At 61.7% G+C, this 13,303-nt stretch carries 8 protein-coding genes; 5 read left to right on the top strand and 3 right to left on the bottom strand.

Annotated features, from left to right (window positions below; all coding sequences use genetic code 11):
- Nucleotide 1 precedes the first annotated feature (1 nt).
- The 3 genes from ASC97_RS16860 to ASC97_RS16850 all read right to left on the bottom strand — a co-directional run bounded on the left by ASC97_RS16860 (nucleotide 2) and on the right by ASC97_RS16850 (nucleotide 3,666).
- Entirely contained in the window at nucleotides 2-991 is a 990-nt protein-coding gene (locus ASC97_RS16860; protein ID WP_113001485.1) for an ABC transporter permease, read from the bottom strand.
- Between the two features lie 28 nt (nucleotides 992-1,019).
- Nucleotides 1,020-2,564 (bottom strand): sugar ABC transporter ATP-binding protein, encoded by a 1,545-nt coding sequence (locus ASC97_RS16855; RefSeq protein WP_057469511.1) that lies wholly within the window; start codon nucleotides 2,562-2,564, stop codon nucleotides 1,020-1,022.
- Nucleotides 2,565-2,634: 70 nt separating this feature from the next.
- Entirely contained in the window at nucleotides 2,635-3,666 is a 1,032-nt protein-coding gene (locus ASC97_RS16850) for a substrate-binding domain-containing protein (RefSeq protein WP_057469510.1), read from the bottom strand.
- Nucleotides 3,667-4,052: 386 nt separating this feature from the next.
- On the opposite strand from ASC97_RS16850, the gene bcsN reads away from it, so the two are divergent.
- The 5 genes from bcsN to ASC97_RS16825 are packed head-to-tail and all read left to right on the top strand — an operon-like array spanning nucleotide 4,053 to nucleotide 13,188.
- Nucleotides 4,053-5,057 (top strand): cellulose biosynthesis protein BcsN, encoded by a 1,005-nt coding sequence (gene bcsN / locus ASC97_RS16845; RefSeq protein ID WP_113001486.1) that lies wholly within the window; start codon nucleotides 4,053-4,055, stop codon nucleotides 5,055-5,057.
- A 58-nt stretch (nucleotides 5,058-5,115) separates the two neighbouring features.
- Complete coding sequence (gene bcsA / locus ASC97_RS16840) at nucleotides 5,116-7,305, top strand: UDP-forming cellulose synthase catalytic subunit (protein WP_057469584.1); 2,190 nt, start codon at nucleotides 5,116-5,118, stop codon at nucleotides 7,303-7,305.
- The gene (locus tag ASC97_RS16835; RefSeq protein WP_057469509.1) at nucleotides 7,305-9,824 is read left to right on the top strand and encodes a cellulose biosynthesis cyclic di-GMP-binding regulatory protein BcsB; all 2,520 of its coding nucleotides are present in this window, start codon (nucleotides 7,305-7,307) and stop codon (nucleotides 9,822-9,824) included. Before bcsA ends, ASC97_RS16835 begins: the two co-directional genes overlap by 1 nt.
- The gene (locus tag ASC97_RS16830; RefSeq protein ID WP_057469508.1) at nucleotides 9,821-10,870 is read left to right on the top strand and encodes a glycosyl hydrolase family 8; all 1,050 of its coding nucleotides are present in this window, start codon (nucleotides 9,821-9,823) and stop codon (nucleotides 10,868-10,870) included. Before ASC97_RS16835 ends, ASC97_RS16830 begins: the two co-directional genes overlap by 4 nt.
- Nucleotides 10,867-13,188, top strand: a complete 2,322-nt coding sequence (locus ASC97_RS16825; RefSeq protein ID WP_057469507.1) for a hypothetical protein — start codon at nucleotides 10,867-10,869, stop codon at nucleotides 13,186-13,188. The genes ASC97_RS16830 and ASC97_RS16825 overlap by 4 nt, the downstream gene beginning before the upstream one ends.
- The last annotated feature ends 115 nt before the right edge of the window (nucleotides 13,189-13,303 follow it).

The raw sequence follows: 13,303 nt of genomic DNA, 5'->3' as shown, positions 1-13,303 counted from the left end.
GTCAAGCAGCCTTACGCTTGTGCAGGAAATGGTCGATCGAAACGGCGGCAAGGAGAATACAGCCCTTGATCATATCCTGCCAATAGACCGAGACATCAAGCAGGATCAACGAACTGGTGACCACCGAAAGCAGTGCCATGCCGAGGATGGCGCCAAGGATCGTCCCCGAGCCGCCGCTCAGCGATGCACCCCCGATGACCGCCGCCGCAATGATGTTCAGCTCCATGCCGACGCCGAATGTGGGGGTCGCTGCGCCGAAGCGCGACATATAGATGACGCCGGCAACGCCCGACAGCGTGGTGCAGAGAACGGTGACCCAGAATTTCACTTGGTTCGTCTTGATACCGGAATAGAGTGCCGCCTTCTCGTTGCTGCCGGTGTAGAAGACCTTGCGGAAGGCCGTTGCGCGGCGCAGCAGGAAGTCGAAGACAACGACCACGCCGATGAAGATCAGGATCACGTAGGGGATTCCATAGAGCGTGCCTTGACCCACCGCCTTGAACGCGGGCGGCAGCGTAAACAGCGAGAGCGGGGTTCCCTTCGTGATGATCAGGCAGACACCCCGCACGATGACCATCGCAGCGAGTGAGGTGATAAAGTGGTTAAGCCCGATCACGGTCACGAAGAAGCCCATGACGCAACCGATCAACGCGCTGGCGAGAATGCCGATCAGCGAGGCGCTCCACGGATCGAGCCCCAACAGGAACAGCGATCCGGACAACACCATCGAGAAACAGACAACCGATCCGACCGACAGATCGATGCCGCCAACGATCAGCAGGATCGTCATGCCGACGACCACGATTCCCTCAACCGAGAACGACATCAGCATCGCCCTGAAATTGCCGAGTGTCAGGAAGTGCGGCGAGGCAAAGCTCATGAGGATGCAGAGAGCAAGTATGATCACGATCAGACCCGCTTCGCGCATCGTTCCCAGTCTCTTCCAGGAAGGAGCGCGCTCCTTCGTCATCGCCAATGCGTGATCTGTCATTGCCTTGTCTCCGGTCCCTGCTTGTTCTTCAGACGGCATGCTCTGATGCCTTCGATGGGTTGTGCTGTCGTGCGCCGACGCCGGACGCGAGCCTCATGATCGCCTCCTCCGTCATCGCATCGCCCTCGACTTCGCCGGCAACCTGTCCTTCGCGGATGACGATTGCCCGGTCACAGAGACCTAGAAGTTCCGGAAGTTCCGAGGAGATGACAACAATGCCGATACCGGACTGCGCAAGGTCGCGCAGCAGGCGGTGAATTTCCGATTTTGCGCCGACGTCAATTCCCCGGGTCGGCTCGTCCATGAGGATGACCTTGGGGTTGACTGCCAGCTGCTTTGCGATCGCAACCTTCTGCTGGTTGCCGCCCGAGAGCGACGAGACTGGCATGTCGATGCCGCCCATCCGAACACCGAGACGGCGTGCCAGCTCACCTGCCCGCTCGGCCTCTGCCCTGGCATTCAACAGCCCGAACCGTCCGGTCAGCTTCTTGAGATCGAGTACCGCGATATTCTGCGCGATCGACAGGTCGAGAAAGACGCCGGAGCCCTTGCGGTCTTCGGACAGGTAAACCACGCCGGCACGTACGGCTTCGGCGTAGGACGAGACACGTAGCGCCTTTCCCTTCAACAGAACGTCGCCTTCGGTGGCATGACGCAAGCCGCAGATGCCTTCGGCGATTTCCGTGCGGCCGGAACCGATCAGACCACCGATCCCGAGGATTTCACCCTTTCGAAGTTCGAAGCTGACTCCCTCGAAGCGTGAACCGTCGCCAAGATCGCGAACGGAGAGGATGGCTTCGCTCGTACGCTCGGCTTCGGGTTGTTTTTCGGGGTAAAGCTGGGTGATCTCACGCCCGACCATGCGGCGCACGACGTCGTCGGGCACAAGATCGGACACCTTCTCGGTTGAGACATACCGTCCGTCCCTAAACACCGTGACGCGATCGCAGAGGCTGAAAATCTCCGCCATGCGATGGCTGATGTAGACAATCGAGATCCCGTGGGCCTTCAGATCGTTGATGATGCCGAACAGAACCTGCGCTTCGGCCTCCGTCAGGGCCGCCGTCGGCTCGTCGAAGATCAGAACGCGGCAGTCGAGCGTCAACGCCTTGGCGATCTCCACCAGCTGCTGGCTGGAAATCGGCAGGTCGCCGACCTTCTGGCGAACATCGATTGGCGCCAGGCGATTCATGACGGCCTGCGCGTCGCGTTCCAGCCTGGCAAAATTCATGAAGGGCGACCGCCGGCGGTTCGTTGTCGCCATGAACATGTTCTCTGCGACAGTTGCATCCGGGCAGAGAGCGATTTCCTGGTGGACCAGCCCGATGCCGAGCGACTGTGCGACGGCGGGAGAGGCGATCCTGACGGGCGCACCGTCGACCAGGATCTCACCTTCGTTCGGCTGCAGCACGCCCGCGATAATATTCATCAGCGTCGATTTGCCGGCGCCGTTTTCGCCGCAAAGAGCATGCACCTCGCCTTTTTCAAGGCTGAAGCCTACGTCCGTCAGCGCCTTGATGGCGCCAAAGCGCTTGCTGATATTGCGTATCTCAAGGACCGGCGCCTGCACCATAATCCCCTCCATTTTCAAGCGTCTCATCGACCGTCCGGGCGTTTCGTCCCGGACGGCCGCATTGCAAGGCTTACTCCTCGATACCCTTCGTACCGCGGCGCTTGAGATACTTGTCCCAATAGAAGTCTTCGGCGTTGGCGGCCGTCACGATCGACAGGCCGTTGTCGACAAAGGGAATGCTCATCGGGTTGAAGCCGGAACGCTTGGCATCGTTCATCGGGTCGATCAGCTCCGGATGCTTGGCAAGCCACAGCATCATGAAGCCCATGTAGCCCTGCATACCCTGGTTCGGATTGATCGAACCGAACACTTCGCCCGCCTTGATCATGTCAAGGATGTTGGCGTTGACGTCAGCGCACATGACGAGGATCTTGCCGCCGCTTTCCTTGTTCGCCTGGGCCGCACCGATTGCCGAGTTGGCCTCCGGCATGAAGACGGCGTTGAGGTTGGGGTGCGCCTGCACCAAGCTCATCAGACCTTGATAGGCCTTGTTCGGATCCTGGTTGGACGCTGCCCGGCCCACAAGCTTCATGTCCGGGTATTTTTCTTCCATCCGCGCGATGAAAGCCGAGATGCGCTTGTCGTGATTGTCCTGACCCGGGTTTTCCAGAACCGCGTATTCGCCCTTGCCACCAAGTTTCTGGGCAATAGCGTCGGCGGCGTAAGTGCCCTCGCGGGTGTTGTCCGACGTGATGAAGGAGATACGCTTGGACAGCGGTGAGTCCGCCGCAAACGTGACGACAGCCGTGCCCTGATCGATCGCGCGATTGATGGGCTCAATGAAAGGGTCCGAGTTCATCGGATGAACAAGGATGCCTGCCGGGTTCTGTGCGAGCGCCTGGTCGAACGTGGCGATCTGCTTGTTGACGTCATATTCCGGCGTGCCGGTATAGGCGGTTTCGCAGCCGAGCTGCTGGCCTGCCTGCTTGAACATCTCATAGACCGGGAACCAGTATTCCACGCCCGAGACCATGACGTTCATGACGTATTTTTCGCCGGGCTTGCAGCGAAACGGATTTTCCGTCCCTGCAGCCGTTGCTGGCGAGATCATTGCTGCAGCTGCCAAAACGGCCAATGCGGTTGTGCCTAGAAAATTGCGCAAAGTTCCTCCTCGAGGCCGAAGCCCCCTCCCAAAAAGACTGATGGCGCGGATCGCACCTTGATCGTGAAACCGGCTTCCTCCTCGAACTCCGGTGATGACAACTAACCTTCAGAACAGATCGTTGTCAATATAATTCATGCTATGAAATATATTTCATACAAGAGATTGTTCTTGTGAAACCGATGGCACCTAGGCGGTCACCCTGCCACCTGAAAAGGCATGTGGATATCGATGCAACCGCCCTGCGGCAATGATTGCGGTTTCAACGCGGCTCGTTCTCCGCGTAGAGCCTAATATTAATGATCTATTAACCATATCCGTCGTTTACCATCATTAGAGGACTCTGATGGTCATTGATTCGAGGACTCGACGCTAATTTGCGTTGAATGCGAGGAAAGCGATTGCGGCGGTCGAAAACATGCGTGCTGAGATTGATAGCCTTTGCCGGGCTAGCAGGTCTTGCTGCCGGTTGCACGTCCACCGGCAACGTCAGACTGCCGAATACTGCCGAGACCGTGGCGAGCGAGCAGGCGCTGGCCTTGCCGCCGCCCGGCGGGCCGTCGATCGTCAGCGTCGTCGAGCACAAGCGCGGCAACGGTGTGGAGCAGGCGATTTCGCTGTTCACCTCGTCATCGGTGCCGGGCCAGAATTTTCTGAAGGTACAGTTTCTCGGCGCGAGCGGTGCCAATCCGGACACCGGTAACGCGCCATACAGAATGTTCAGCGAAAGCGGCCTATCGCGTGAGATGTTCGCAGCCGTCCCAGGCGTCCCATTGGTCAGGTCGCCGACATTTCTGCAAAACAGCTACGGTCCGTTCGGCTACGCTTCAGGCAGAAGCCGTGCGGGAGATACCTGCATCTATTCCTGGCAGCAAATTCGCTCGACGCGCTCCGCACAGACGCAGGCCCGCAATTTCGGGATGATCCAGGTTCGTCTTCGCCTGTGCGATGCTCGAGCGACGGAACGCCAGCTTCTCGGCATCGTCTACGGCTATACCATTGTCGGAACGTTCAACGGTGAAATCTGGAATCCTTTCGGCACGGCCCAAAATGCGGATCCGACGGTCGGGCGGCCGGGAAACCCGATCTATCCTGACGAAGGCGGGTATCGCAGCTTGCCGATGGCGATCGGCTACGAGCCTGCACCGGTTGCGGTTCGCCAGGCACCGCGTCAGGCGGCTGCCAGAGCGCCGGCGCCGGCAGCCTTGCCACCAGCCATCGGCCCACGTGTGCCGGGGCCCGATATGTCCGAGGCCGGGCCGCCAACCGATGCCGCCGCCGTTGCGATGGCCTCGCCCTCCCAACTGCAAGCGATGACGGCAAGCGGCGTAACGGTGCCCTCGCCGGACTGCGTAGGCGACGCGGCCATGACGGCCGCCTGCCGGAGATAGATGACGACAGGCCGGATTGCCGCATGGTGTCCGGTTCAATGCCTTCGAAGGGACGCCGATGCATAAAGCCCGAAGCATCTTGATATGGGCCGTGGTTTCGCTCTGCGTGATCGTATTGATCACCTTGCCCGTCAGTCTGCAGACGCAGCTTATCGCCAGCATCACCGTGGTCGCCTTCATGGCGGTCATCAAGGGATTGAAAGGAGAAGGCATCTGGCGCCTGATCGCGCTTGCCTTCGGCACGTCGATCGTGTTGCGCTACGTCTACTGGCGCACGACCAGCACGCTGCCGCCGTTCAACCAGCCTGAAAACTTCATTCCCGGCCTGCTGCTCTACCTCGCCGAAATGTACAGCGTGGCAATGCTGGCCCTCAGCCTGTTTATCGTGGCGACACCGCTGCCGCCGCGCGCCTCGCGTGCCTCCAAACTGGACCGGTTCCCGCATGTCGACGTCTTCGTTCCCTCCTACAACGAAGACTCCCACCTTCTCGCCAATACGCTGTCGGCAGCCAAGGCGATGGACTACCCCGCCGACAGGCTGCACGTTTGGCTCCTCGACGACGGCGGGACACTGCAGAAGCGCAACTCCAACAAGCTGCTCGAAGCGCAGGTCGCGGTGGCGAGGCACAACGAGCTCAAGCAACTGTGCGAGGACATCGGCGTCCGCTATCTGACGCGAGACCGCAACGAACACGCCAAGGCAGGCAATCTCAACAATGGCATGAAGCATTCCTCCGGCGAACTGATTGCCGTCTTCGATGCAGACCACGCCCCGGCCCGCGATTTCCTCCTCGAGACTGTCGGCTACTTCGACGACGATCCGAAACTCTTCCTTGTCCAGACGCCGCACTTCTTCATCAATCCCGATCCGCTCGAGCGCAACCTGCGGACCTTCGACAAAATGCCGAGCGAGAACGAAATGTTCTACGGCATCATCCAGCGCGGCCTCGACAAATGGAATGCCGCCTTCTTCTGCGGATCGGCCGCCGTTCTCAGCCGCAAGGCACTGGAATCGCAGAATGGCTTCAGCGGCATCAGCATCACCGAGGACTGCGAAACCGCTCTGGCTCTTCATGGCGCCGGATGGAACAGCATCTACGTCGACAAGCCCCTGATCGCCGGACTTCAACCCGCGACGTTCGCGAGCTTCATCGGCCAGCGCAGCCGGTGGGCACAGGGGATGATGCAGATCCTGCGCTTCCGCTTTCCGCTCCTGAAGCGCGGACTGACCATCCCGCAACGCCTCTGCTATATGTCCTCGACGCTATTCTGGCTCTTCCCCTTCCCGCGCACGGTGTTCCTGTTTGCGCCGCTTTTCTACCTGTTCTTCGATCTCGAGATCTTCACGGCCTCAGGCGGCGAATTCCTCGCCTATACGCTCGCCTACATGCTGGTGAACCTGATGATGCAGAACTACCTCTACGGCTCGTTCCGCTGGCCGTGGATCTCCGAGCTCTATGAGTACGTGCAGACGGTGCATCTCCTGCCGGCCGTTATCTCGGTGATGCTCAACCCGCGAAAGCCGACGTTCAAGGTGACCGCGAAGGACGAGTCGATCGCTGTCAGCCGACTGTCGGAAATCAGTCGGCCGTTCTTCGTCATCTTTGCCGTCCAGATCGTCGCGCTCGCCGTGACCATCTTCCGCATCTACACGGAACCCTACAAGGCCGACGTCACACTCGTCGTCGGCGGATGGAATGTCATCAACCTGATCATGGCTGGCTGCGCGCTCGGTGTTGTATCCGAACGTGGCGAACGTGCCTCGTCGCGACGCGTTCGCGTCAACCGCCGCTGCGAGTTCGGCATCAACGGCAAATGGCATCTGGCTTCCATCGAGGACGTCTCCGTGCACGGCGCCCGCTTGCATGTATTCGAAAAGCAGCTTGACGCGGCCCTGGTCGGTGGCGAAGGCGAAATCCGCTTCCAGCCCTATAGCGGGGCCGAGACGGAGACCCTTCCGTTGATCGTGCGCAACATTCAGGCATCCGACGGCCTCCTGGCCGTCGGATGCCAGTATGTCCCCAAGAGCGCGCTCGACCATCGCCTGATTGCCGATCTGATGTTTGCCAACTCCGCGCAATGGACACAGTTCCAGGAAGGGCGGCGTCGCAATCCCGGCCTTATCCGCGGGACAATCTGGTTTGTCGGGCTGTCTCTTTACCAGACGAGCCGTGGCCTGGTTTACTTCTTCCGCAGCATGCGGCCGGAGCGCGAAGAGCAGCGGCAAGCCGCAAAGGCGAACGGCTGATGAAGAAGGTCGTCTCCGCACTTGCTTTTTGTGTTAGCGCATCGGCTTTCGCCTATGCACAGACGGCGCCGTTCGACATGTCCGGGGAGCGTTCGACGGAGACGCGCGCGGTCGTCCCGCGCTTGACCATTCCAGCGTCTCCCCCACCGGCAGCACCCCCGACCCTGGCGCCGGCAGCACCTGCGACCCCGCCCCAGCCGGCAATGCCCGGCGCGACGCCCCCGCCGCTGGCGCCGTTTTCGATGGATCCCGCAGCAGCGCCGCGGCCCCAGACGGCAGCGCCCGCTCAGCCCGAACAGCCTATTGCACCACCGGTTGCGCCGCGTCCGACTTCGCAAACAGCAACCCGACAGCCGGCGAACCCGGCGGCAGGCGATCTTTCGCGCCGCTACGTCATACCGTTTCCGAAACTTGGCCTCGACGGCGAATATGACCGCAGGTCGTGGTCCGTGTATCTGACACCCGAGCAGGCCGCAGCGACCGCAACATTCAATTTCGCCTACCAGAATGCCATTGTCGTTGCCCCCGAAGCCTCCCAGCTCACGATTCTTCTGAACAACAGGATCATCGGCGAGCAGTCGATCGGCTCGCCGGACGGGCCCACCAATGTTTCTTTCCCCGTACCCCCAAGGCTTCTGCAGCCGGGCGCAAATCTGCTGACGATCGAGGCGACGCATCGCCACCGCACCGATTGCACCGTCCAGTCGACCTACGAGCTCTGGACGGACATCGCCCCTTCCGAGACTTTCCTGAAATTTGCCGGCCAGGAGGCCGCCAAGTTCTCCAGCACCGATGCCATCCGCGCCGTGGGCGTCGACGGCGCGGGCCGGACCGAGTTCAATTTCGCCGTGCCAGCGCTTGAACAGCCGGGTACGACGAAGCCGCTTTTGCGGCTGGCGCAGGGCCTCTCCGTATTGAGCGGCATGCCGAACCAGACCTTCTCGTTCACGGCGGATTCGCTCCCTGCGTCCAGCCCGGGGAAAATGACCGTCGTCGTGGGTACCCCGAGCGAACTGCAACCTTTGTTTGCCGTGCCGCCGGCGTCACAAACCGCGCCTCTGGCGACATTCGCGACCGATCCGCGGTCCGGCGCGCCGGTGCTTCTCGTGACCGGCCCCTCCTGGCCGGCCATCTCCACCGCAATCGAGACGATCGTGTCGACGACGGACCGCGCGCCTACGATCCGTCGCGACGCGCTCTCCACCCAGAGATGGAGCGCGCCGGATGCGCCGATGATCTTTTCGGCAAGGACGCTGCCCTTTTCCCAGCTGGGCGTGAAATCGACGGAGTTTTCAGGCCGCCGATTTCGAACAAGCTTCAATATCGCGGTGCCGGCTGATTTCTATGCCAATGCCTATGGCGAGGCGACGGTTCTGCTGGATGCGGCCTACACGCAAACGGTCCTGCCGGGCAGCCATGTCGACATCTATGTCAACGGCAACATCGCCTCAACCCTGCCGATCACCTCGACGGGCGGCGGCATCTTCCGGCACCTGCCCATTCGAGTTACGATGCGGCATTTCAAGCCGGGTCTGAACACGGTTTCGCTCGAAGCGATCCTGATGACAAAGGAGGACGAGCTCTGTGTTCCCGGCACCACGGCCGGCGCCGGACCGCGTTTCGCTCTCTTCGATACCAGCGAATTCCACATGCCCGATTTCGCCCGGGTCGGACAGCGGCCCAATCTCGCCGCGCTCGCAGGCACCGGCTATCCCTACGGCCGCGCCACGCAGCCGACGCCGCTCTTCATCGATCGGGTCGATGCGGACACTCTGTCGGCAACGGCCACGTTGCTCGGCCAGATGGCACTCGTCGCGGGACGTCCTATCGACATCGAGCCCGCAGCGTCACCAGGCGCAATCGGAGAGCGCGACGCCATCTTCGTCGGCTCGATCTCGCAGATGCCGCAGGGGGTGCTGTCGCAGTTGAACATCGCGACCACCAGCCAGGCAACCTGGCGACCGCTCGCCGCCACGCAGACCACCCCGGCCGAGACCAACGTGATGTTCGACCAATGGCGTTCCAAGGTCAGCGGCGGGGTCTGGCGCGGCCAGATCACATCGTTCCAGGAATGGCTCCGAAGGAACTTCGACATTTCGTTGAGCTCCCTGCAGTTCATTCCAGGTGCCGAACAGCTGTTCACGCCGTCGAACTCCAACAGCTTCATACTCGCCCAGGGAACGAGCACCTCGGGTAACTCGACATGGACGATTGCCTCCGCGCCATCGGCAAAGGACCTTCGAGAGGGAGCGAATGCCGTGACGGCGCTGGCGAACTGGCCACAGATTGCCGGCCATGTCACCACCTTCTCCGCGGCCACCGGCAAGATCGAGACGGTGCCTGTCAGCCGCTTCGATTTCGTCGGTGCGGAACAGGGCACGATTGCCAACTACCGGCTGATCGCGGCAAACTGGCTATCGACCAATATTCTGTCCTATGCCGTGCTCTTGGTTGGTCTTTCGCTGCTGATCGGCGTCTCGACATCGAGCATGCTTGCTAGACTGGGCAGGCGCAAATGATCAAGTGGCGAAACCTGCTTGCGGCTGCCGGGCTCGCCATGGTCTGCTTGTGTCAGCCGATGCCTGCACAGGCAGCGGCGATCGATGCAAAGGCGTGGAGCGCCTACAAGGAAAAATTCCTCGATGCGAGCGGCCGCATCGTCGACGACGGCAATGGCGGCATTAGCCACAGCGAAGGACAAGGCTACGGGATGCTGTTGGCATATCTTGCCGACAGCCCATCCGATTTCGAGCAGATCTGGTATTTCACCCGCACCGAACTGCTGCTGCGCGACGATGGCCTCGCCGTCTGGAAATGGGATCCCGCCGTTGCCCCGCATGTGACCGACACCAACAATGCGTCCGACGGCGACCTGCTGATCGCCTACGCGCTTGCGCTCGCGGGCTCGGCCTGGAACAACCAATCCTATCTGGAAGCCGCGGCGAAAATTGCAGACGCGCTGCTGGCACACGCCGTCGTAAAGACCGGCGGGCGCACCGTGCTCCTGCCTGGCGTAGAGGGGTTTACTGCACCTGAACGCCACGACGGCCCGGTGATCAATCCGTCGTACTGGGTCTATGAAGCGATCCCCGTCATGGCCGTACTGGCCCCGTCCGACGCATGGCAGGCATTGTCCGATGACGGCTTGTCGCTCCTGCGGTCGTTGCAGTTCGGGCCGCGCAAGCTGCCGGCCGACTGGGTGAGCCTCAATCATCAGCCGCGACCTGCGGAAGGGTTCGATGCCGAGTTCGGCTACAACGCCATTCGTATTCCGCTTTACCTTGCCCGGGCGGGAGTTTCGGACAAGGCGCTGCTGCTACGATTGCAATCGGGAATGACGGCCACAGACGGTTTGCCAGCGACGATCGAACTGCAGACCGGCAAGCCAAAGCAGTCGCTTCCGGACGCTGGTTATAGAATTGTTAACGATGTTGTGGCCTGTGTAACAGATGGAACGAAGCTTCCCGCATCGTCCCGGCAGTTCGCGCCGTCGCTCTACTATCCGTCTACCCTTCAGCTTCTGGGGTTGGCCTTTGTCGGGGAGAAACATCCGGAGTGTCTTTGAAATCCTCTCTCGTTGCAGTGTCGGTTGCGATCGTGGTGGCAGGTCTTGTCACCGCGCTGAAGGACCGCGCGGCTCTGCAGGAGGCGCTGGGGCTCGACACTCCAAACCGTTCCGCCCCACAGCTCATGTTAATGGGGCGCATCACGGGCCCTGAGCCCTTGCCCAAGAGGCCGGAATTCGACGTGCATTCCGTCGCCGACCGCATTCAGGCCGTGGCGGCCGCCCCTGCTCCGCTCGGCGAACGATCGCCAGACGAACCGGCGCAGTTGCCCGCCGCGCTCGCCCAAGCAACGCAGGCCCCGCCGGCGCAACCGACCGCTACGCGGCCAGGCTCCCAGGCCGCCCCCCAGCCGAAGGTCGATGAAAGCGCGCTCCGCTATTTTGCCAGCCGAGGCGACAAGGCGCGGCTTCAGGCGGAAATCTCGCGTCTGCAGGCGCTCTATCCGAACTGGGTGCCGCCGGCCGATCCGCTCGCCATCCCGCAAGGTGGCGACAAGCAAGTCGAATCGATGTGGCAGCTTTATTCGGAAGGGCGATACGCGGAGCTGCGAAAGGCGATCGCCGATCGTCAGGCGGCCGATACCGCCTGGCAGCCGCCCGCGGATCTTCTCGACCGCCTCGACGTGGCGGAAGCACGGTCTCGGCTGGTGAATGCCTCGAACCTCAAGCAATATGCCACGGTCGTGCAGATCGGAGCCGACACGCCGAGCCTGCTCACCTGCAGCGACATCGACGTCCTATGGCGCGTCGCCGAAGCCTTCGCCCGAACCGAGCGCGCCGAGCGCGCGCAGGACGCCTATGCCTACATCCTGAAGAGCTGCACGAACCCGCAGGAACGGCTTGCAACGATACAGAAGGCCTCCGGCTTGCTGCCGTATGGGCCGATGCAGATACTGCTGGCGCTCGAACGTCCCGACGGCAACGGCGGCCACGAATTCGACAGCATTCGCAACGATCTTGCCCGCAGCTTTGTGGCTGCAGGAAACGGCAATCCGGATCTGGCAATCGCGCCGGAATATATCGCCCAGGTACAGCACCTGGCTGAAACGCAGGGACTCGCCTCCGACAATCTGCTACTCGGCTGGTACCACCTCCGTCGCGAAAACGACGCGGACGCCGAAAAATGGTTTCGCGCGGCGCGCGCCAAAGAGGACTCGGCAAGCGCCTCGCAGGGTCTGGCTCTTGCGCTGATCGCGCAGAAGAAACAGCAGGAAGCAGAAGACGTCATGTACAAATGGCGCGACGCTTCACCGGACGCAACAGCCACCTACCTCGCCGCGACGGCCAACCTGATGGCGCTGCAACCGCCGGCAAACATCGGCGAGGACGTGCTAGGCCGCATGGCCGCCGAAGTGATTGCCCAGAAGTACGTGCCGACGGCGCAGCAATTCGGCTGGTTTGCGCGCTCCCTCAACCAGCCGCAGACGGCAGCGCGATGGTTCGAGACGGCCTTGCGCTGGAAGTCCGACGACGAACCATCGGCCTATGGGCTCGCCATCACCCGCGAGCAGCTCAACGACCGCAAGGGCGTCGCGGAGCTTCAACGCCTTTGGGCGGGACGTTCGACGCGTATAGCAAGGCTCGGAGAAACGGCCTCGCTCACACCGCCGACGCAGAATACACTCCCATCGCCCGGCACAGCGGCACACGCACAGGCGCCGAGCTCATCTCCACAGCCAGTCAGATCACCTTCGCCCAATGCGGCGACGGTGCGAAGCGACTATGCGCCGCGGTCGGTTGAACAGACCCAGGCGGCCATGCAAACCGTTACCGTGCGCCGCGGTGCACGCCAGCCTCGCGGATGCTCGACGACGACCAACGCGCAACTCCTTGACCCCGCGAGCGCGCTCACCCGTGGCTGGTGCCTGATGGGTCTGAACCGGCCGATGGAGGCCGCCGACGCATTCGAAGCCGCGCTTGCCAGTCCCACCCGCAGGGTGCGCGAGGATGCGGCTTATGGACAGAGCCTCGCCTACCTGCGCGCCGGACTTTCCAACAACGCGGCAGTCGCGGCAACGAAAGCGCCGCAAAGCCGCCAGCGCGCTGCGGAACTCCAGGTCGCCATCCTTTCCGACCGCGCCCTTGCCGCCTTTGGAGCAAAGCGCTACCGCGAGACGCTCATCTATCTCGACCAGCGCGCGCAGCTGCAGCAGGAGCGCATCGATCTGATGGTTCTTCGTGGCTACTGCTACATGAACCTACAGATGTACGGCGACGCCGAGCGCGTCTTCAACGCGGCAGCAGCCACCGGAAGCAAGGATGCAAACCGGGGTCTCGCCGATGTGAGGCGCGCCACCCATCCGGATGCAAAGCCTTAAAGCGTTTCCGTGTTTTTCTGAATCGAATGTGATTCCCAAATCAGTTTTATTCTGATTCCTTGGTGTTGGCTGGATGGAGGCCAGCATCTGATGACCGCACCGATATCGAATGATC

It is taken from the genome of Rhizobium sp. Root1203 (genome assembly GCF_001424945.1).
Taxonomy (GTDB): domain Bacteria; phylum Pseudomonadota; class Alphaproteobacteria; order Rhizobiales; family Rhizobiaceae; genus Rhizobium.
The sequence above is the reverse complement of the archived record's forward strand: the minus strand, read 5'-3'. Positions and strand labels throughout refer to the sequence as shown.